This window comes from Sorangium sp. So ce836, from assembly GCF_028553905.1.
Classification (GTDB): Bacteria; Myxococcota_A; Polyangia; order Polyangiales; family Polyangiaceae; genus Sorangium; species Sorangium cellulosum_D.
The window spans coordinates 7,085,807-7,108,832 of sequence record NZ_CP102233.1; the positions used below are offsets into that span (position 1 = coordinate 7,085,807).

Below are 23,026 nucleotides of genomic sequence, written 5' to 3' on the forward strand. Positions count from 1 at the left end.
CGCTCTCTCAGCCGGTCCGACCCCAGGCCCACGAGCCGACTGGATCGCCGCTCAGCGTGCCTGGACCCGTTGGCCGTCAGCTCAGCAACTCCAATCGCGCTATCGCGTCGTCGATGCTCAGCTCCCTCGACTCAACGCGATCGAGCAGGCTCAGCAGATCTGCGTCGGGCGAGCTCGACCTCTTGAGCGCGCAGGAGCCGGTCGCGTCGCGCGGCGTCAGCTCGGCGCCGCTCTCCGTGCGCCCTTGGTCGAGCGGGGCAGCCCGGCCCGACCTCGACGCGCTCCCTGCCGCTCGCCCCTCGGTGGCCCCGCCCCTCCCGAGGCCGCGGGAGAGCTCCACCTCGTAGGACGCCAGGATATGCCTCGCCAGATCGCCAATCTCGGAATAATCGAAGATAGAGGTCACTTTGAGCTGGATGCCCATGGCGTCATTGATCCGCTTGACGAGGTCCATCGCGACGATCGAGTCAACTCCATAGTCCGAGAACGCCTCATCGAGGTGCAGTTGCAGCGGATCGACGCCGATGCAGTCTCCGAGGTGCTTGCGGATCTCATCTTGGACCAGGACGAGCATCCGCGCGCGGGACGCGGCCTCGGGCGTCGGCGCTGCGCCGACGTCTGGATCCCGACGAGGAGGGGCCGCGAGCTGCTCGTCCTCTGCGTCGTGCGTCGCGCGCGCCGCCGGTTCCGCGGGCGGCGGCGACGACGGGGCGCTCGATCGAGCCTCGGACCGCGCCCCTGTCGCGCTCCTCGCTCTCATGCCGTTGGTGCGCGGGTCGCCGCGTTCGGCGGCGCCGACCTTCAGCGCCCGGAGCCCTGACACCCGCAACAGCGCCTTGCCGGACTCGTCGACGGCGATCACGTCGACCTTGAACCCGCGCCCATCGTCGCTCACGATCCTGGCGCAGACGTAGCGCGCGGCCTGCAAGCTCGCGCTGATCTCCACGCCGTCGACCGAGAACGGCTGGATCAGGTGCTGTTCGTGCCCGGTGTCACGCCTCATCAGCATCGCGACCTGAAGCGCCGCGTCCACGATCCTGGATTCGAGCGCCGAACTCCCGCTCCCTCGCCGCGCGTCGTGCTCGGTCGCGAGTCGCCCGAGGGCGCCCCACTCGTACAACCTGACCCACTCGACGAGCCGATAGGAGCCTCCGTACGTCAGGCCCATCGCCTCGAACGCCGCGTAGGCATCGCTCGCGCGCAGCATGGTTCCAGACTCGGAGAGCAGCCCGTTCAGATCCACAGTGTCCGCGTGTACCTCTTGCTCGCCTCCACCCAGGTACAGCTCACCTCGCGAATGCACGACCGGCGCCGCTCCAGACGTGCCCCTGATCTCGTAGCGTGACCAGCCGTCGACGGCGTCGATGCTCATCTCCACCTCGACGCCGTCCCTCTCGACCACGAGCGGCGCCAAGAACGTGACGCCGCGCAGGCGCCCCACGCCTCCTCGCACACCAGGCCGCTCCCGTCGATCCGCGGCCATCGCCATCGACCAGCCGACCGAGATCGGCAGTACCATCCTGCCGCTCACGACGTGGTCCCGGGCCAACGAGTCCTGCGCACCGATCTTCTTTTTGAGGATCAGCTCCCGTCGCCGGACGGTGGCCTCATCGATCATCTGGTCGAGACGATGAGGATCGAAGCCGGCCTCCTTGACGGCCCTGCCGTCCGTCGGGATGTGATAGACGTCTCTCGCGAACGGGTAGCCGGGGAGGTGAACCCTGCGATAGCCTCGCCCTGCGTACAGTGAAAGCCAGTCGATCTCGTAGCCCTTCACGTACAGGTCGGCCAGGGCGAGCAGGCGGTCGGCGTAGTTCGCCTGCGAGGTCGCTCCGGCCGCTGCCAGGTCTGCAATCATCTGATGAGCGAGCTGCCTGAGCGCTGGATCCGCACCTCGTTGGCTCTCCGAGTCGAGGTTGGTGACGCAGCCGCCAGGGACCTGGCCCGCGCGGAGCTCCGACACCTTCGACACCAGCTCGTCGATGTCCTTCACTACGATGCCGACCCTATAACGGAAATGGCTCCGCCCGACGCTGAGGGTGTACGCAACATCGCCCAGATCGACGCCTGGGTCCCCTTTCGTTAGCCAGCTCTTGAGCTCGGCGATCCTGCAGAGCGCCGCCGTCTTGGTCTTCCCCGACACGACGATCAGGAAGCGCGCAACATCGCGGCGCCGCACCGCCGCGGCGCGCGTAGGGACCTCCTCGACCACCACATGTGCGTTCGTTCCGCTCCATCCGAAGGAGCTCAAGGCGGCCCGCCGCGGGGAGCCTGCCGGAGCGACCCAGTCTCGCAGCTCCGTGTTGACGAAGAACGGGCTCGCGGCGAGATCAATGTGGCGGTTCAATGAATCAAAGTTGAGGCTCGGAGGGATCTGTCGGTGCTCGAACGACGAGAGGATCTTGATCAGCCCAGCCATGCCCGCGGCGGCCGTGGTATGGCCGATGTTCCCCTTCACCGAGCCGAGCGCGCAGAATTGCCTCTTGTCGGTGAACGAGCGAAACGAGTCGATCAGGGCGTTGACCTCGATTGGATCCCCGAGCCGGGTCCCGGTTCCATGCGCCTCGACGTAGCTGATGGTCTCGGGAGAGATGCCGCAGGCGCGGTAGGTCTCCAGCTCCAGCTCGACCTGGGACGCCTTACTCGGCGCAGTGATGCCGTTCGTCCTGCCGTCCTGGTTAATCGCGGAGCCCTTGATCACGCCATAGATCGAGTCACCGTCAGCCAGCGCTTGCGCCAGGTCCTTGATCAAGATCACGCCGACCCCTTCGCCTACCACGACGCCATCGGCCTGTTCGTCGAAGGGCCTGCACTTGCCGGTCGAAGACAGCAGCCCGAGCTTGCTCAGGGAGATGAAGGTCCGAGGGTCAAGGTAGAGCGTGACGCCCCCGACGAGCGCCATCTTCATCTGACCAGAGCGGATCTGTTCCTGAGCCAGGTGGAGGGCGACCAGCGATGAAGAGCACGCCGTATCCACCGCGATCGCCGGCCCCTTGAGGTCCAGGAAGTACGAGATCCTGGACGCCAGGATCGCTGGAGAGTGACCCAGCAGCTCGTGGCCATCGCTCAGCGCGCTCTCGTTTGACTCGGACAGGGGATGATACGGATTGCCGGCCACGCCGATGAAAACCCCGCACTTGAGCCCCCTGGTCGACTCGCCGCTGTATCCGGCGTCCTCGAGCGCGTGCCAGCACTGCTGGAGCAGCAGTCTCTGTTGGGGGTCCATGAGCGTCGCTTCTTTCGGCGAGATGTTGAAGAAGAGGGAGTCGAACTCGAACGCACCGTCCAGAAAGCACCCCCACTTGCTGTAGCTCTTCCCGGGCGCATTGGGATCGGGATCATAGATGCTATCCGGGTCCCAGCGGTCCGCGGGGACCTCCCTGGCAGCATCGACGCCGGCGGTCAGGTTCGTCCAGAACTCGCTCCTGCTCCGAGCCCCAGGAAACCGGCACGCGATCCCGATCACCGCGACTCCGCCCGACGCGCCAGCCTGGGCGCCTTCGGCGCGCGGCGGCGCTGCATGCGCCGCCGCGGCGGGCTGCTCTGCCTCGCCCACCCCCTGCGAGCTTGCCCCGGCTCGCGCTCGCTCTGACGGCGCCGGCCCCTCCTGCCGGACGTCGGACATCTCTATCTGGTGCTGAGCCAGGAGGTACGCAGACAGGTCTCTGATGCTGGAGTGGTCGAAGATGACCTCCATTGGCAGGTGCAGACCGAATCTCCGGTTCACCGCCTCTACGAGGCGGAGGCCGCGCAGTGAATCAACGCCATAGTCGGCGAACCGCGCCTCGGGCTCGATCTCCTGGATGCGTAGCTCGAGCACCTCCGACACGATGCGGCTGATCCGCTGCTCCAGACGCTCGCAGCGCGCCCGCAGATTCGACCGTTCGTCGCCGCCCTCCCGCCGCTGATCGCCTCGGCGCTCCGCGGCCTCTCCATGAGGCGCGGCGTGCTGATGCGGCCGCTGGTCGGCCCCATTCGGACGACCGGCGAAGTCCGGCAGATCGGCTGCCGTGCGGGGCGCCGAGGTCGATCGCAGGTACGGCGCGCCTTTCGGGGTATCCGCATAGCGACGGGGCGCCTGGATTTTGCGGAGATTCCTCTCGTAGACCGCATCGAGATTGGACCTCGGATCCACCTTTCGCGCGCTGAGCAGCACATACGCGACCAGGCCCATCCGCAGCGCCTTCCCGTAATTGTTCCATGCACGGTGCTCCGCAGCACCGGCCGAGCCGCGATGCGTGTGATCGGCGCCGAGGAGCGCCAGGTTCTCCTCGAACCTGGCGTCCTCCAGGAAGTTGGCGATCTCCTCGCTCACGTCGATGCACTCGATGACCTCGAGCGCGTTCGTCGCCAGGAGCCGACTATACCGGATTTCCGTGGGTGAATAGGAGCCAACCTCCTCGCTATTGATATCCCCTGACGTGCGCGCGATGGTGTCCGCCAGGTTCAGAAGGCCGCCCAGCCTCAGGTGACTCGCGATGTTCGAGTAGAGCCCTTCCTTGTTCTTGACATGATGGCAGACCTCGATTCCGTATATCAGATCATACTGCCCCGGAAACGGATCTTGAGAGCTGTCGCGGAGATGAACATGGACACGATCCGACAACCCACGATCCCTTATGTCCTGACTGGCAAAATCGAACTGCCTTCGAGCGATCGTATAACCATCGCCTCGCACATGAACATAGCTCTCGGCGATTTCCACCAGATCTGTGCCGAGGCCGCAACCGATGTCGAGGAACGAATGCACCTTGCTGAAGTCGACGTTCCAGAACAGAGTTCGCCTAAGCTCCTCCTGTCGTTCGACGACCATCTTCAGGTACTCGGGCCTCGACTCAGGCCGAGAGAACGTCACGAGCCAGGAGAAGTCATCGATGACCGCCGGGAGCGGAGCTAGGGTGATGTATCTCAGATAGCGGTCCTGAGCTCGAAATATGTGCGTCGCCGTATTATAGTAATCGGCCACGACCTCCGAGCCGCCTGCCAGCGGGAGGCCCCGGTCATGCTCTCCAACCCGATCGACGAGCCAGTAGCGCTCCTTCGCGAACGGGTACGTGGGCAGCGATATCCGCTTGACGTTGCCACCGCTGATCATCGCGTCCCATTCCACCTCCCCGCCGAGACACCACCACGCCGCGAGCGGCCTCAGGTCCCCGCTCGGGCGCACCGGCGGCTCACCGTTCCGGATCCTCGCATCGGCCTTGCCGCGGACGTAATTCGACCTGTCGCTCGATCCGTGGAGGAAGGCGCGCAGCGAGTCGGCGAGCTCTCTCTTGGTGGTCGCGACGACGGCCAGGCGCTCGCTCATCGCCTCGCGCCCCACCATCAAGGTGTAGGAGATGTCGCGCAGCGTGGCGCCGTCGCCCCCGTCCCTCTCGCGAGGGAGGTCCTCCTCCAGAAACGCGGCGAGGTTCTCGGCCGCCTGCCTGAGCGCCTCTGGAGTCCGTGCAGAGAGGACGATCAGCTGCGCGCCTGCAGGCGCTCGCTCACCGCGTGAGCGGGGCTCGTCCTCACCGACCCACTCCTCGACGATGAGGTGCGCCAGCGCGCCGCCTCCTCCAAGCGAGCTTATCGCCGCCCTCCTCGGATGTCGAGGCGCGGTCCTCTCCGCATCGATGCCCGAGCTGGACCATGGGCTCAGCTTGCCCTGAACGACGAACGGCGTAGTTGCAAAGTCGATAGACGAGCTCAAATTCGGCGGCACGATGGTCGGCGCAAGGGTGCCGTGCTTTAGTTGCAGCAGCACCTTTGCGAGCTTCGCGATGTCAGCCGCGGACTCAGCGTGTCCGATGTTCGGCTTGAGCGACCCGATCGCGCAGAAGCCGACGTCATCCGTGGAACGCCGGAACGCCGCGGTCAGACCTGCGACCTCTATCGAATCGCCCAGATCGGACCCTACGGCCTGGGCCTCGATATAGCTGATGGTCCTCGGGTCTATACCGGCCCTCGCGATTGCCTCGCTCGCCACCCTCGCATACGCCTGCGGGTCCGGCGCGGCGTACCCGTTCGTCCTGCCAGCGTAACCGACCGCCGTCGCCTTGACGACGCCATAGATGTGATCGCCGTCCGCGATCGCGTCGCGCAGCGGTTTGAGCAATACCGCTCCGACAGCCTCACCGGGGACGAAGCCGTCAGCCCCGTCGCCGAAGCTACAGCACCGGCCGCTCCTCGAGAGCAACCGCCGCTGGCTCAGCACGACGTACCGATATGGATGTAAATAGAGGTTTACACCTCCCACCACGGCCGCGCCACACTCACCGCTGCGAATCGCCTCGCAGGCGAGGTGCATCGCCACGAGGGACGACGAGCACGCCGTGTCCACGGGCATGCTCGGCCCCGTGAATCCGAGCGTATACGACACGCGGTTCGCTACGGTCCAGTACGCTCCCTCGGGGAGCACCATGCCGCCAGATTGGCTACGCCACGCGTCGAGGCCGACCAGCTGGTACGTCCCCGATGTGACTCCGATGTAGGTGCCAACGCCCTTGTGTCCATGGCTCTTGACCTTGAGATTCAGCCGCTCCCTCGTGTAGCCGGCATCCTCGAGCGCTGACCAGACCGCCTGCAGTAGCAGGCGCTCCTGTGGATCCATCGTCCGCGCCTCGGATGGCGATACGTTGAACAGCAGAGGATCGAACTCGTCGTAGCCGTCCAGAAAGCCGCCGAAGTTACAGTCGGTCCTGTCGTCGCGGGAACCCGTGGCATCGTAGACCTGCTCGCTGTCCCAGCGCTCCCTGGGAACCCTGGTGACGCAGTCCTTGCCTTCCGCCAGATTCTTCCAGAAGGCGTCGAGGTTATCGGCCATGGGGAACCGGCCGCTGATACCGACGATCGCGATCGGATATCGAGCGCCCTCGTTCGCGCCGCTTCCATCGCTATGAAGCGTCGGACATGGGACGGACGGCGCGACGCTCCGCCCTGGATCTTGCGCCATAGCTGAAGCCTCGCTCGTCCGCTCGGGCTTATGGTCGGGCGTCCTCGCTACAGCCGGCTCCTCGATCAACAACAGCCGCTTCAGCTCCGAATCGCAATTCGCCACCAGATACGCCGACAGATCCTCAATTGTCTTGTACTCGAACAGCAAGCTCTTCGGCAGCGGCCCGAAAGCCTTCTCGAGAGCTGCGGTCAGCTTCCTGATGACGAGGGAGTCCACGCCGTAGGTCTCGAGAACTTCGCGGTGGCTCACGGTCTGCGGCGGCAGCCGGAGCTCCCCGCAGATGAGCTTTTTGACGTAATCAATGGTGCTCTCCAGCATTTTATCTCCATTGGCTGCCCCAGCGGCTCTCGGGGGACATGCGGCGTCCGTGGATCGAAGGAGGCGTTCAAACGGGGCCGCATCACCGTGAAACACACCGACGGACTCGCAGCCGAGGCGGAGGACGTCCGCCAACGCACCAAGGCCGTCCTGACTGGGCATGGGGACCATGCCCATCTGCGTGAAGAGGAACTTCAGCTGCTCCGCGGATAGGACAGTCCCGCCCTCGGCCCACAGAGGCCAGCTCGCGGACAAGGTCTGACCGAATCTGTGCCGAGCTCGGACGAGATCCGCCCTCAGCTCGGCAAATCGATCCAGGAAGGCGTTCGCCACACCGTGATCGCTCTGCCCCTCGTTTCCGACGATCGACGCCAGCGATGAGAACATGATGAACATGTCGAGCTCGTCCCTCGCCGTGAGGGCATCCAGGAACAGCGCTCCCTTCAGCTTCGTCTCGACCACCTCTTTGAATACGTCGTCCTGCTTCATTGCGACGAGGCCGTCGCGCAGAACCCCTGCTGCATGGATGACGCCGTCGATATGACCAAAGCGACGGCGAGCCTCCTCGACGACCCCGCACAGCTCGTCGAGCCGCCTCACGTCTGCCCTCTGGTAGACCACAGTTCCCAGTCTATCGAGCTCGCTCAGCCTCGTCCGCTTATCGAGCGACAGCTGCGAGGCATGCGAGCGTCCGACCAGGACGAGGCGCGCCTCGAACCTCCTCATCATGTATTCGCCCACGAGCAGGCCGAGCTCACCCGCTCCACCCGTGATTATACAGACTCCGCCCCTCTTCAGCCGGATACCGTCAGCCGCGGCGCGGCCAGCGACGAAAGCGCGATCGATCTCCTCGAAGCTGCGCGTCCACCGCGAGCCCCTTCGGTAGATGACATCTGTCTCATCACCGGCGCCGATCTCGCTCAGGAGCACGCGAACGTCCCTGTCAGCGCTGTCCTCACCGTCGCGCTCAATGGCAACGACCTTGTGAGTCATCAAGCTTTCCTCCACACGCAGGCTCTTGGCGAACGCCGCCATGGCCGCTTCGTGCGGCCGGGAGGATGCATTATCGCACTGGTACAGGCTGATGATGCGCGTCCTGCCACGCCGCTTCTGAGCCAGCAGGGCCCTCGTCAGGCGGAGTATCGCGTAAGCGCCGGTCTCCAGCTCCTCGTCCACCGCCTTGGCTATGGCAAGCGGGTCCTCAACGCGCTCCCAGCTCGTCGACTGGACGTCCGTGTTCCAGCAATGAAATCCCGTGTGCACGGATGGGACATCTACCGACAGAGCACGGAGAAGCACTTCGAAATCCTGGCCTTCTCGCGGGTTGACTTCGTAAACGCCATCTCCAAGATCGCGAAATCGTTCGCCCGGGCGTATCCAGATGACTTTGACCCGCTCCTGCCCGCGCAGCTGCTTCTTCAGCAGATCGAATCGCGCGCGGGTGCGATCGAAGATCACGACCGACCCTAGACCCAGCTCGAGGTCCCGATCTGAAACAGGCGCCTCGATCCATACGGGCCTGTAGTACTTCGTCTGTGCCGCGCCCATGCCTCCGACCTCGAAGCTGTTCCTCCTTGGCGGCCGCGGGCGGGTTCGTTCGTCCCCCGCCGGCGCAGCCAGCTCGGGCCACACTGCCGGATTGCGGTCAGCAGTATTTACGTTCCGCCGCTCAGGAACCCAGTAGCTCTCCCGAGCGAATGGGTATCCGGGCAGCTGTAGCCTCCGGTGCGGGCCACCAGCATAGAGAGCCTGCCATGAGATCGAGGCGCCTGTGACATAGAGCTCGGCGAGCGCCGACAGCTGCTCTTTGCGCGCGTCCGCCGCTCCGGGGTCCATTCGCCTCAGCTCATCGACGATGCCCGCGGCCCTCTCGTCGAGCTCTCGTTCTCGCTCGTGGCCCCGGCCGGGCGCTTCGCCGCGACCTGGGCCGCGCTCCGGCAGCCTGGACGCGGACCGGAGCTGCTCAGCGAGATCCTCGAGGCTGACCGCGACGTATGCCTCGCGCCTCGAGAAGTGGCTGCGGCCTACGTTCAATGTATAGCTCACGTCCTCGATGCCGGCGATCCGGCCGTTCTCGTCCAGCCACGCGACCAGCTCGTCGCGCCGCGCCCGGAGAGCGTCATCGGTCTTCCCTGAGAGCGCGACGAGAAACCAGCCACGGCGTTCGCCGGCGCTCGTGGCCGCCGCCGGCGGCGCCTCCTCCACGACGAGATGAGCGTTGGTACCGCTGATACCGAACGAGCTAACAGCCGCCCGTCTCGGGGAGCCACCGCGCGGGGCCCAATCCGACAGTTCACGAGCCACGTAGAACGGAGACTGTGCGAAGTCGATCTCCGTGTTTTCTCGTGCAATATTGAGGCTCGGGGGGATCTTGCCGTGCCTGAGCGCCAGCAAGACCTTGATGACGCCCACGAGGCCCGCTGCGAATATCGTATGCCCCACATTGGTCTTCACGGATCCGATGCCGCAGTACCGGCTCTCCGACGTTTGCTTCCGGAAGACACTCGAGAGAGCGTCCACCTCGATCGGGTCGCCGAGCCTCGTTCCGGTGCCATGTGCCTCGATGTAGTTGATGCTGTCAGCGGCGATCGACGCTCGCTCGTAAACATCGTTGATCAGCGCTGCCTGCGACAGCCCGCTCGGCGCAGTGATGCCGTTGGTCTTGCCGTCCTGGTTCACTCCCGACGCCTTGATCACCCCGTAGATGAAGTCCCCGTCATCCACCGCCCTGGCCAGGGGCTTCAGGACGATCGCCGCTACCGCCTCGCCCGGGACGAACCCGTCCGCGCTGTCGTCGAACGCCTTGCACCGGCCGTCGCGCGCGAGCATGCCAGCCTTCGCCCAGCTGGCATGGTAGCTCAGCGTCGTCATGATGAACGCACCGCCTGCGATGGCAACCTCGCTCTCGCCCGAAGCCAGGCTCTGGCAGGCCAGGTGGACCGCGACCAGCGACGACGAACAGGCCGTATCGACGGCCAGGCACGGCCCCTTCGCGTTCAGGAAATATGCGATCCTAGACGCCAGGATCGACGCTTCATTGCCGACGAACGCATGGGACTCGCTGTGGAGCCCATTTTCCCGCAGCCGCTCTCGGTAGTCTCCCGCACCTGCACCGACAAAGACGCCGAGCTTCCGCTCGGAGAAATCGCGCGGATTGTACCCAGCATCTTCGATCGCTTTCCAGCACTCTTCCAGGAATAGCCTGTGCTGAGGGTCCGTCAGCTCGGCCTCGATCCCGGACATATGAAAGAACAAGGGATCAAAGAGGCTCACGTCGTCCAGGTATCCACCACGGTCCGGGACTCCGCCCTCGCCATCACCGACGCAGAGGCTGCTCTTGTAGCGCCGGGCGTCTGGGAACCTGGTGATACAGCTGCGCCCAGCCGCGAGGTTGCTCCAGAGCTCTCGTACGTTGTTCGCCCCGGGGAACCTGCCTGACATGCCTATCACGGCCATGTCCAGGGCCCCTCGCGCGTCGCGCGAGCCCGGGTTCGCGTCTCTCGGGTCGGCGCGAGCGGCCCGCACGGCCGCCCCCAGCGTGGAGGCGGAGTGGCCGGCGGACTCCGGCAGGGCGCCACGCGCAAGAATCCTGTCGCTGTGCTCCGAGCTGATGTAGCGAGCCAGGTCGCCGATCGCGGGATAGTTGAACAAATCGATCGCTTTGAGCGGAACCTGAAGCTCCCTCGCGAGCCTCTCTACCATGAGGATGCCCGTCTTGGACTTCAGACCGTAGTCCGCGAACCTCCTCTGCGGATCGATGCGCTCTCTCGGCACCATCGCCGCGCTCGCGACATGCGATACGATTCGCTCCACCACGGCATCGTACAGGTCTCCGGCCGCGGCCGGCCATCGACGCGCTCCCTCCGGCTCCGCCCTCGACCTCTCGGTCAACTCCGCCGGCGCTCCCCGCCTGTCCTGGATCTCGGTCGCGCTCGCTAGCATGACGGTCTGCGAGAACACGCGCTCGCCGTCACCCGGCGGACGGCCGAGCTCCGTGATCCGTCCAAATCCGCACTCACGCAGGATCGCTGCCCAGGAAGTTGCTTCAAGGAGGGGGCTATGCTCGATCCTGTGCTCACCGTCCTCGAACGACCACCAGCCGCTCGTCAAGCCGAAGATCAAGGTCAAGAAGTCGGCGCGCTTCGTGAGCTCACAGAGGGCGAGCAAGCCGCCGGGCTTCAGCAGCTCATGGACCTGGTCGAGCGTGCGGTGGATCAGCGCCGTGGCGTGCAAGACGTTCGTCGCGATCACGATATCGAAGTAATGCCGATCGAGCCCTTGTGCGGCGATGTCCCTCTCGATATCGAGCTCCCTGAAGGTCACGAACTGAAACTGATCCCCGAAGGCGCCAGCCCCCTGCCGTGTGAAGAAGGGTGAGACGTCAGTGTACCAAAATTCGACCGAATCCCGATGACGCGCCAACCTATCGAGGACGTGTCGCGATGTGGCCCCGGTGCCTGCGCCAATCTCGAGGATCCGGAGCTTTTGCGTACCGGGGCGCGACAGCAAACGCTCTTCTACCGCCGCGCCCACCTCCTCGGCGAGCTGTTCATTGGAGTAGATGGCGAGTCGGTTAGCCGCGTATGCCGCTGTGAGGAGCGCCAGAGACCCGTCCGGGAACAAGACGCTCATAACGTCGTCCTCACCTGACATGATCTCCCAGAGCCTACCCAGGCAACCGCGCAGCAGGGCGACGTAAGGGGCGGTACCCGGGCTCGATCGCAGCAGCTCAGGCGCTGCCACGGAGACGTCGCGCAACCGTCGTCTCAGCGCAGGGTCCTCCACGGCCGCCGTGGCCACGATCTCGTCCTGGCTCAGGCTGATCCACCGCTCTCGCAGCAGGATCTCCAGAAGCGCCTCATATAGCCGCTCATAGCCCGCACGAATGCGCAACACGCGCTGCAGCTCCGCCTTCGTGTAGCGCTCGCCTGCTTTTAGCAATAGGCGCTTCTGCTGAAAGGACCAGAGCAGGAGGTCACGAGCGTGACGCTCGAGCTCCATGAAGGCGGCGTGCGTCTCGACGAGCTCGCCCCCGCAGCCACCTCGGCCATCGCCAGCCTCGGCGCGCAAAGCGGCCCTGATCTCTGGCCATGCGGCGCGCCCGTGCCAGAAGCGTGACCGGATGAACGGATATGTGGGAAGAGATACTTTCTTTACCTTCTGATCTCGATAGAGGCGATGCCAGTCGACGCTCGCCCCGGCGTCGTAGGCCTCCGCGAGCGCTACGAGCTTCTGCTTGGACGCGCTGGCAGCGCCCCCGGCCGCCGCGAGGTCCTCCAGGATCCGCCGCGCTGCTTCGTCCATGGCTGCGTGACGCTCGCTCGGCGTTGACATCGCGCCCGCTGCCGGCCCGCGATCGTCATGATCCTGCGCCAGAGCCGAGTCGACTTGGGTCAGGAGGTCGACGGCTCCATCGGCCACAAAGCTTCGGCGACATGGGAAGTGCTTGCGCCCGCAGTTCAGCGTGTACGCAACGTCTGCCAGGCAGACGTGCGCGGGCGCAATCCTCAACCAGTCCCGGAGCCGGGCCAGCGCTCGGTGAAGCGCTGGCTCGCTCCTTGCCGACACAGTGATGATGTGGTTGCCCGCAGACTGATGCTGTGCGCTCTCTCGCGTCGGCGAATACTCCTCGAGCACCGCGTAGCAATTCGTGCCGCTGAAGCCGAACGAGTTGATTGCAGCTCTCCGCGGCACGCCGTTCGTCGTCGACCACTCTCTCGCGCTCGTGTTCACGTAGAACGGACCGCTCTCCAGGTCGATGAGCCCGTTGAGCCGGGAAAAGTTGAGGCTCGGGACGAGGCTCGCTCTCCTCATGCACAGCAGGACCTTAGCCAGGGACGCCATCCCCGCCGCACCGGACAGGTGCCCGATGTTCGCCTTCACTGAGCCGATCGCACAGGAGCCAGATCCCTTCGTACCGCCACGGAACGTCTCCGTGAGCGCCGCCAGCTCGATGGCGTCGCCGATCCTCGTCCCGCTGCCATGAGCTTCGACGTAGGAGATGGTCGCAGGGTCGATCCTCGCCGCCTCGTGTACCCGCTGCTGGAGGGCCGCCTGCGAGCGCGAGCTGGGCGCCGTCACCCCGTTCGTGCGCCCTGTGTGGCCAACTCCAATTCCTTTGATCACGGCGTAGATGTTGTCCCGGTCCGCGATCGCCGCGGTGAGCCGCTTCACCATGATCATCCCGGCGCCTTCCCCCGGGACGAACCCGTCAGCGCGGTCGTCGAACGGACGGCACTGCCCCGAGGCGGACAGCATGGCAGCTCGCTGCATGGCGAGATAAGACCGCTCGGTCAGGCAGAGCGAGACCCCGCCGACGAGGGCGAAATCGAGATCTCCGCTCCTGACAGCGGAGCATGCCTGGTGGAGCGCGACGAGCGTCGACGAGCACGCCGCGTCGATCGATAGGCTGGTTCCCTTGAGGTCGAGGAAGTCGGCGACCCTTCCAGCGATGAACGACGCCGCGTTTCCGACCAGGCTGCGCTCGGTCGCCTCCGGCCCCTGCAGCTCGCTGTAATCCTGTCCCATCACCCCTATGAAGACCCCGCCGGAGCGACCGGCGAGCGCTTCGGGCGCGTAGCCGGCGTCCTCGATCGTGCGCCACGCCTCCTCCAGCACGATCCTCTGCTGAGGATCCATGGCCGACGCCTCGTCCGGCGAAATGCCGAAGAACTCGGCGTCGAAGAGATCGATCCCCTCGAGGAGCGCCATCGCCTTCGGGAATGAGGCAGCGCCGCGGGCCAGATCCTGGGCGCGATGCTCCGCGTCCGCGACCTCGCGGACGCAGCAGCGGCCGCCGTACAGGTTGCTCCAGAACTCGTTCGTGCCCTCTGACCCGGGAAACCTCACGCTCAGGCCAACGATCGCGAGATCGTCGACCGCCTCCCCCGCGGCCGCGTCCTCGGCATCGCGCGCCAGGCCAGGTGCCTTCACGCCCCCGATGCCCTGGGACGCGGGCGGCGCGTCGTGGATCGCCCTCTCCAGCGCGCTCGCCTTCCGCCCTGACGCACCCTCGCCGCCGGCGCGTTGGCGCAGGCCCAGCACGTCGCCGCACGAGTCGACGACGTGCTCGACGAAATCCATCACTCGTATATAGTCGAAGATCGCCTCCACGCCGAGCGAGAGACCGAACCTCTCATTGAGCGCCGCCAGGAAGTCGACGCTGAGCGACGAGTCGACGCCGAGCTCCAGGAAAGTCGTGTCTGCGCCGATGCTCAACGAACCTCGACCGAGCTTGTGCGACAGGATCTCCTGGACCCCCGAGAGGAGGAAGCCTCTCAGCTCTCCACGTGCTACACTCGATTGCTGCTGACCGACCGCGGCTTCACTGTGGCTGTTCATGATAACCCTGCGACATCAATGTAGGCGTCGATGTTCAGCCGCGCGGGACCGCCGATGAGATCGCTGCGCGCGCCGAGGCTCTTCTTAGTTGCGCTGCATTTGCTGGATGAGCTTCGTCAGGACCAGGCTTGCGCCCACCTCGCGGAACTCGGGCTTCGGCAACGCCAGGAAGTACTCGACGGTCTCTTTCCAGCGGACGGAGCTGACGACCTGCATCGCGAGGCTGCTCTTGATCTCCACGTCTCGCTCGGGATACGGTACGGCGGTCGTGTTTGCCACGACGGGGATCTGCGGGCACGAGAAGCGAAATCCGTCGAGAAACGCCTGAAACCCATCCTTGACCCGTTTCATGTATCGCGAGTGGAACGCACCGCTCACGTTCAGGATCAAGAACCGAGCAGCTCCGGCGTCGAGGAACACGCGCTCAGCGCACTCGATCTCCGAGCGTGGTCCAGCGATCACGATCTGATCCGTCGCGTTGATGTTCGCTACGTCGATGCCCTTGTATCCGGACTCCCGCAGGACCGCCTCGACCTTCGGCAGCGTCAGGCCTACGACCGCCGCCATGGATCCGCCCACGACCTGAGACATCAATTCACCGCGCTCCTTGATGAGCCGAAGCCCTGTGCGGAAGTCGAAGACGTTCGCGGCGAGCAGCGCGTTGTACTCGCCGACGCTATGCCCAGCGACATAATGTGGTCGCTCCCGCGTCTCTCTCAGCAGCTTGAAATAATGGAGGGCGTTCGCCACATATATCGCCGGCTGGGTGTACTGGGTCTTTCCGAGGCGGCGATCTGGGTTCTTCGTGCAAAGCTCCACGATGGAGTACCCAAGCTCCGTATCCGCCTCCCTGACCAGCTCTGGGAACTCCGGAAACAGGTCGGCCGCCATCCCGACCCGCTGCGAGCCTTGCCCGGGGAAAACGTAGATGGTCGTCATGCTGCCCCCCCGGTCGACGGCGCACGACCGCTTGCAGCGAGGATGGACGGCCTTGCAGGCGACCGCGCCGCGCGGCTCGCCTCGGACGCCCGACCGCCCTTGCGTGCTCTGCGGCCGGTGCCTTCGACTGCCTTCTTACTGTCGATGAACATTGGCGACACGCCCCTCTCTCAATCTGCATCCATCGTCCGACGTGTGTTCCCACTAAAGCAGCTGTCTCTGCTTGAGCTCATGCCGCTCCAAGCTCCTTCAATGCGCTCATGAGCTCTCTGACTCGATCGCAATCTCGCCCATACATCGTCAGGGACGGAAGGACGGCCGACTCACTGGCGCCGTCGCCGAGGATGCGCTTCGCGAACGCGGCGAGCGTACCGCTGGGGCTCAGGTCAACGTAGAGGTGGGGCCCTCTCGACTCCAACCAGTCGATGGTCTTGCCGAACATCACCGGTCCCCGAGCTACCTGCCAGAAGTGCTCTCCGCCTATCCCCGGCGCTGGACCGGCGAGATTCGACGAGATCACGGAGGTCGCGGGTCGAGCGTAGCGTATCGCATCGAACAGCAGCTCGAGGTCCTCTCGCGCCGGCGTCATCATCGAGGTATGGAACGCATAATTCACCGGCAGCACCTGGGTAGAGATCGACATCGTGGCGAGGAGGTCAGCCGCCCGATGTAGCTCTCGCTTGCGTCCAGCGACCACAAAGTGGCCGTCGAAGTTGATACAGGCAAGGCTACAGCCAGAGAACACCTCGTCGTGCGCCTCGAGGAGCCGCGGTGATCCCAGCACGGCCATCATCCCGCCCACAGGACACCGCTTCGCCACCAGCTCGGCCTGGACGACGGCCGCGAAGATGGCGTCTTCCAGGGACACCGCGCCGGCGAGGATATTCACCACGAGCTCACCCAGGCTATATCCCAGGACATGAGCCGGTCGTACGCCCCAATCTAGGATCATCCGGCCGAAGCTGTGCTGCACAATGAGTATCGCCGGGTGCGTGAACCGGATATCGTCGAAGGTGTCGAGGCGACTCCTGCGCTCGTCGTAGATCACGTCCAAAATGGAGGTCCGGAGCATCCGGTGCGCGATGCGGTCGCCCTCCTGCATCGCCCTCCTGAACGTGCTGTGCTTCTGGTAGAGCTCGGCAGCCATGTGATAGTACTGGCAGCCCTGCCCGCCGGCCATGAGCACCAGCGACCTCCGCGCCTCCACGTGCGTCACTCCACCGAGCACGCGTAGAGGCGTTGCTCGAGCGCGGCGGCCGCCTGCTGCATCAGCATCTCGGCGAGATCGTCGACGTGGCGGTTGCGCCAGCTCTCATGCCGAGTTCCTCTGACCCACCTGTTGAACGAGCCGAGGGCTGGCCCACAGTGAATCTGGAAGTCCACCTTGCGCTCCGCGACGCCGCGCAGAGCCAGGTTCGAGGTGTGGGCGAAGTACCACTTGAACACCAGCGCCATCTTGTGCTTCGGGTCCCGCTCGGCCCGGTGGATCTCCTCGGGTCGCCTCTGGAGGTGGTACGCTCTCACGTCCTCGTAGACCTGCTCCAGGCTCCGCTTGAAATAGTTTTTTTCGAGCTCTGCCCTCGTCCTCTCATCCAACTCGTCGAGGCTCTGATGATGGCGCCACAGGTCGTACAGCCGGTTCGCACGGCCCGGGAACAGCAGCCCCTTCCGGAGGACCTGCGCCCTCGCACCGAGCTCAAACATATCACCGGCAGGGATCATCGCGGTATCATGGATGTCCATATCCTGCAGCAGCTCCTTCACGAGATCGCTCGTCCCCGCTTCCACCGTACACTGATTGATCGAGCCGGTGCCGATGAAGTCTGCGCCGAGGGCGAACGCGCCGGCGGCCGCCTGCGGCGTGCCTATACCGCCCGCGAGCCCCACGCGAACCCGTCTCTGGTAGCCGTGCTTCGCGCGAGCTTCATCTCGCTGGTGCATGATCGCAGGCAGCAACACCCAGCCGACGCCCTTGTCGGTGTGCCCTCCCGAATCCGCCTCCACGCATATGTCGTCCGCCATGGGGATTCTCCTGGCCATCGACGCGTGCTGCTCGGTGATGAGCGATGCCGAGACGAGCTGGGCGAGGAGCTTCTCCGGCGGTGGGCTGAGGAACGCCTCCGCGACCTTGGGATGGGAGAGCTTCGCGATGATCCTGTTCGGGACATGGATGCTGGAATCCGGATTCGCCGCGAGGGTTGAGACGCGGTACCGCACCAGGCCGGGCGTTATCTGCGTGAATGCGGAGGCCTCGATGTTCCGTACACCGTGCTTCAGGTACAGGTTCGCCCTCGCGATCTCACGCTCCGGATCATCCGGATCTGCCAGAAAATTCATTCCATAGGGCTGGCCATCGCTCAGCTCGCTCTGTATTCTCAGTATCCCTGCCTCGGTCTCCTGGAGGCTCAGACCCCCTGTCCCGAAGAAGCTGAGGAGCATACTCTTCCCCATCCGCACGACGAGCGCGACGGACGAGATGCCCTTGTACATTGCGCCTGCCGTATAGCTATACTTCACTCGGTACGTCTTCTGGAATCCCGGATCTCCCAGCCGCTCCGGGGTAATCCGAGCCGAAGGCCTCCGATGTTCCGTCGTCATCCGGGAGCTCTCAACGTTCATGAGCGGTGACGCTAGCCATCGATCCACCTCGATAGATGCGCGACCACATCATCGATGTACGGCTGCTGCATCAGGGATAAATGATCGCAGTTGCTGTTGAAGAGCGTGAGGCCCCCTGTGAACAGCCGTGACCAGACCTCCGCGTGATCGGCCTCCGGCAGGTGTGCCCCTGGCGATGCGAAGGGGCTCTCGCTTGCGCTGAGCGGCTCTCGAGCACGGAAGAGCGCCACCTTGATGTCCGGATCTGGATAGCATCGCGCTCTGTATTGCCGTTCGGCCTTCAGGTGCACATCGAGCACGTTTGCCATCCTCTCGAGCAGCACCCGCAGCTCACCCGGCGCCAGCTGGGATTGTCCGCTCCGGAGCATATGAGCGACAGCACCGGCCGCCGCATCGCCGGATCCTTCCGCCATGAGACTTTCGAACGAAGGGAGCGCCTGACAGCCGCAGAGCGCGCAGAGGATGCTCCCGCACAGAAGGAGCCTGCGTGGAGCGTCCATCGTCGCGAGGGCGGCGTCGAGGATCTTCGACCCCGGGGCGTAGGAGTCCAGCAGAATGAGGTGCGAGACAGCTTCGCCCCGCTCGAGCATCTGATGCGCCATCTCGAAGGCCACCATGCCTCCAAAGGAGTATCCCCCTAGGATGTATGGCCCTGATCGCTGCACCCGACGGATCTCGTCGATGTAGCGGGAAGCGAGCTCAGGCACCGTGGCGAGCGGCGCCTCCCCCTCTCTGAGGCCGCTCGCCTGGAGGGCATAGACCGGGTAATCCTCCCCCAGCGCATGCGCCAAGCTGTTGACCCACGCGACGATGCCCGGTGAGCCGTGGATCCAGAACGACCGCCGCCGCGCCCCGGTCGAGCGAACGGCGGTCAGGAGCGATTTCGCGCCGGGAGCCATCGCCGATACGGCCGCCTGCACGCTCGCCAGCGCAGGGGGTGCGACGCCATCGCTTAGAACGGCCGGGGTCGCTGGAACAGCCTCGTGAGGGCGGCGGACGCGGGGCCTGGGAGCGGCCTCGCGGGCGATGTATTTGATCAGGCTCGCGCCGGTCGCATGCTCCACGATCGCCGTGGTCGGCAACTGGGGGCCGAATGCGTCCTGGATGCGCTTCATCACCTCGAGACCAAGCATGGAGTCGATGCCATACTCGCTGAGCTGCCGATCGGGCTCGAGATCGTGGGGCGAGATCTTGAGGACATCCGTGAGGATGGCCATGACCTCCGCCTCAACCTGAGAGACGGGCTCCTCGAGGCACCCCGGCGTGTGCGTCGATCCATTGGAGAGCTGGGTCTCACGCTCGGTCGAGATATCGCGTCCGTCGCGCTGCCCCGGCGGGGTGTCGCCCAGCGAGCGGACCACAGGGATGCCATATCGGTGCCGAGCGAACGGGTAGGTGGGCAATCGAGTGCGCCTCCGATGTCGGCCCTGGTGGAGCTCGCCCCAGGCGATGGCGAACCCCTCGACCCACAGGCGCGCGAGCTCGTCCAGCTCGCCGTCTGCCTCGAGCGACCTGACGAGCTCTCTGAATTTCGGATGGTCTCCCAGACCGGTGAACCGTGTCTGATGGCCTCGGACGTAGCCCCGAAGGACACGGCCGCTCTCCCCTCCATCGAGCACCGCCTTGAGCGCGCTCTTCAGCTCGGAGACGCTGTCCGCTATCAACGCCAGGCGGACCTCGAACGCCGGCCGACCCACCTGAAGCGTATAGGCGATGTCCCCCAGCGACGGGCACGGGGCGGGGGCCTCGGGTCCCGTCGCGGCCTCGAGATGGCTCAGCAGCCGCTGTACGTAAGCCAGTAACCGCTCGTCTGTCCTGGCAGAAAGCACGATGAGCTCGCTGCGCTCCTCCCCGTCCTTCGCGGCATGTCCGACCTCAACCTCAACAGGCGGAGGCTCCTCAAGGACGAGGTGTGCGTTCACGCCGCCCAGACCATAGGCATGGACGCATGCCCTGCGAGGAGGGTCCAGCCCCTGTCCGCCGCTCGCACCGCCCCACGGCTGGGCGCTCCTCGGCATGAACAGCGGTCCGCTGGCGAGATCAACCCCTGGCGGACACTCATCGAAGTTGATCAGAGGCGGGATGGTTCGGTGCGCGAAGCAGAGGAGGACCTTGATGAGGCTGGCGATCCCTCCCGCCGCCTCGAGAAACCCGATGTTCGGCTTCAGCGAGCCCACGGCGCATGGCGCGCGGCGCGCGCCCCCTTCGGGCGTCCCGCAAAACACCCGGCTGAACGCGCTGAGCTCGGCGAGGTCGCCCACGCCTCCGGCCCCGTGCGCCTCGATGTAAGTGATTGAGTCGCGAGGGATGCCAGCGTCTCGGAGCGCCCTCGCGATGACGTCGGCCTGGGCCTCCGCGCTCGGGGTCATCAGCGATCCCGAGAGCCGCCCGTGATGGTTCACAGCTGAGCCACGCAGGACGCCGTAGACGGCGTCTCCGTCGCGCCGAGCCTTGGCCAGGGGCTTGAGCAGGACGGCTCCGGCGCCCTCGCCCATGACCTGCCCCGTGGCGGACCTGTCGAACGCTCTGCACCGCCCGTCCTCGGCGAGGATCCCGAGCTTCGCGAGGCCCGCGAGCCGAGAGGGGGTGAGCAGCAGGCTGACCCCTCCCGCGATCGCCATGTCGCACTCCCCAGAGCGCAGCGCCCTCACCGCGCGGTGGATGGCCACCAGAGAGCTCGAGCAGGCAGTGTCGACCACCTCGCTCGGCCCGGAGAGGTTGAGGAGGTACGAGATGCGATTTGGAAGCATCGAGTGGACCACGCCGACGACGCCGTGGGCCTCCAGGTCGCCCCCGCTGTCCAGGAGCGCCTCCATATAATCATGATTGTAGACGGCGACGAAGACGCCGGTCGAGCTCCCCGAGAGCGCGGACGGATCATACCCAGCATCCTCGACGGCCGCCCAGGCCGTCTCCAGGAAGACGCGGTGATGCGGGTCCATGTATTCCGCCTCTCGCGGCGAGATACCGAACGCGAGAGGATCGAAGCACATCACATCGGAGAGGTACCCGACCCGCTGCTTCGGCCATCCGCGCCGGCCGATCAGCCTGTCGCCGGGAGCATAGGAGGTCAGCTCTCTCCCTTGGCGGAGGTTGTGCCAGAAGTCCTGAAGCATCGGAGAGCCCGGGAAGCGTCCAGCGACCCCGATGATGGCGATCGGCTCACCGGCCGTCGGCGATGCGACCTGCTCAGGAGCGGCGCCAGGCAGGGAGCCGCGCGACCTCGCGGTCGTTGAGGCCCTGCGCGACGCCTCAGTGGGCGAGGTGGCGGCCGCAGGGCTCGACCTAGGCTCCCCGGCCGACGGCTCCGCACCGCGACAGCCGCCCGCCTCCCGTTGCTGCGTCGCCGCGCCGCCCCGCGGCTCCGGAGCGAGGCCGGCGGGCCGCCGGGACGAATCGAGCGTCGGCGGCGCGCGCTCCCCGGTCCGGCCGCGCCGATCCATATAGCTCCTCCTGAGCTCGGCGATATGGGGTAGGCCATCGAGGACAGCGTCCGGTTCCACGCCGAAGTCGACGAGGCACGCCACCTCGTTTACGCCGATCGACTCAAACTTCTCCAACCTGTCCAGGCACTCTGCCGGTGTGCCCAGCAAGGAAGCGACCCTGGAGTAACGCTCGTAGGAGTACTGTGCGAGCTGCTCGCGCTGTGATTGCGTAACCTCTTCAGGGCGCGCCAAGGTGCGCGTGTGCGCGTCGATGGCGCTGAGGATGTAGTCGACGAACGGAGCCTGTACCTTCCGACGTACGAACTCTGCGTCCTCGTGAATGAATGTGTGCAGCATCAAGGTCACGATCCCGCTGCTCGGGTCGTACCCCGCCTCCTGCCTGGCTTTCCGATAGGCGCGCACCTTCTCGGCCAGCTCTTCCGGTGTCGAGCCCTGGAGCATCGTGAGGACGTGCAGGCCGGCCCTACCCGCGGCCAAGAAGGACTCCGGCTTGCTGGTGGCCGTGAGCCAGATGTTCAGATCGCTCTGGATCGGCCTCGGATAGGTGACGATCTCCGTCGGCACGCCGCTCCCGTTCGGGAAGCTCACCGGCTCGCCGCGCCAGAGCTTCTGGATGACGGATATCCTCTCCAGCCAGATGTCGCGTCGATCCTTGAACGTCTGGGGGGACAGGACGAAATCGTTCGGGTTCCAACCGCTCGCGACGGCGAGGTCGACGCGGCCGCGGGAGAGGTTGTCCACCATCGACCATGCCTCGACGACCCGCGCCGGGTGCTCCAGCGGGAGGACGACGCTACCCGCGCGGAGGCGGACGTTCTCGGTGATGCCCGCCAGGTGGGCGGCCAGCACCGACGGGTTCGGGTAGATCCCGCCGAAAGGGTGGAAGTGCCTCTCAGGCATCCAGATGGCCTCGAACCCGTGCCGGTCTGCGAACTTCGCCGCCGACGTGATCAGATCGTACTTCGCGTCTCGGTGCGCGCTGCCCCTGTCGGAGAAGAACAGCAGGCTGAACCTCATCCTGGCAGCGAGGCTCACCTGATCGCCGGGAGGAGGAGCGTCGGGCGGTCCCGGTCGCTTTCGCGCCTCGATCAGCCGGAGTATGGCCTCGATTTTGGCGTCGCGCCCCTCGACCGCGCCCCCGGGGTCGTCCGGCGGCCGCGGCGCGCTCGGCACATTCGCCTCCCGGGAGATGACCCGCGCGAGTTCGGCGATGTTGGGATGATCGAAGAACATTTTGGGAGCGACGCGCGCGCCGAGATCGGACTGCAGCCGCTCGGCGATCTTGAGGGCGTCGAGCGAGCTCATGCCGAACTTGGCGAAGTCGTCATAGGCATCGATGGACGATGCCTCGATCGCCAGAAGCTCGCCGAAGGCGGCGCGGATCTTCTCTCGGATCTCTCGACCTGTGACGTCATCCGCTCTCATC

The 23,026-nt window shown here is 65.5% G+C and carries 5 protein-coding genes; all 5 read right to left on the reverse strand.

The annotated features are described in order from the left end of the window. Positions 1-76: 76 nt before the first annotated feature. Positions 77-14,596 carry an SDR family NAD(P)-dependent oxidoreductase gene (locus NQZ70_RS25635; RefSeq protein WP_129576544.1) on the reverse strand — a complete coding sequence of 4,840 codons (14,520 nt, stop codon included), beginning with the start codon at positions 14,594-14,596 and terminating at the stop codon, positions 77-79. 84 nt (positions 14,597-14,680) lie between these two features. After that, on the reverse strand, positions 14,681-15,535 hold the full coding sequence (fabD, locus tag NQZ70_RS25640; protein WP_129576545.1) for an ACP S-malonyltransferase: 855 nt from the start codon (positions 15,533-15,535) through the stop codon (positions 14,681-14,683). 229 nt (positions 15,536-15,764) lie between these two features. Beyond that, positions 15,765-16,751, reverse strand: coding sequence for an acyltransferase domain-containing protein (locus tag NQZ70_RS25645; RefSeq protein ID WP_129576546.1), 987 nt, complete (start codon positions 16,749-16,751; stop codon positions 15,765-15,767). Next, a complete protein-coding gene (locus NQZ70_RS25650) occupies positions 16,748-18,154 on the reverse strand; it encodes a PfaD family polyunsaturated fatty acid/polyketide biosynthesis protein (RefSeq protein WP_129576547.1) in 1,407 nt (468 codons plus the stop codon). The genes NQZ70_RS25645 and NQZ70_RS25650 overlap by 4 nt, the downstream gene beginning before the upstream one ends. Before the next feature lie 11 nt (positions 18,155-18,165). Beyond that, positions 18,166-23,025 (reverse strand): MupA/Atu3671 family FMN-dependent luciferase-like monooxygenase, encoded by a 4,860-nt coding sequence (locus NQZ70_RS25655; protein WP_129576548.1) that lies wholly within the window; start codon positions 23,023-23,025, stop codon positions 18,166-18,168. Between the last annotated feature and the right edge of the window lies 1 nt (position 23,026).

Coding starts and splice junctions, on each gene's coding strand:
- fabD (WP_129576545.1), bottom strand. CDS start 15,535: ATGACGACCATCTACGTTTTCCCCGGGCAAGGCTCGCAGCGGGTCGGG.
- NQZ70_RS25655 (WP_129576548.1), bottom strand. CDS start 23,025: ATGAGAGCGGATGACGTCACAGGTCGAGAGATCCGAGAGAAGATCCGC.
- NQZ70_RS25635 (WP_129576544.1), bottom strand. CDS start 14,596: ATGAACAGCCACAGTGAAGCCGCGGTCGGTCAGCAGCAATCGAGTGTA.
- NQZ70_RS25650 (WP_129576547.1), bottom strand. CDS start 18,154: ATGAACGTTGAGAGCTCCCGGATGACGACGGAACATCGGAGGCCTTCG.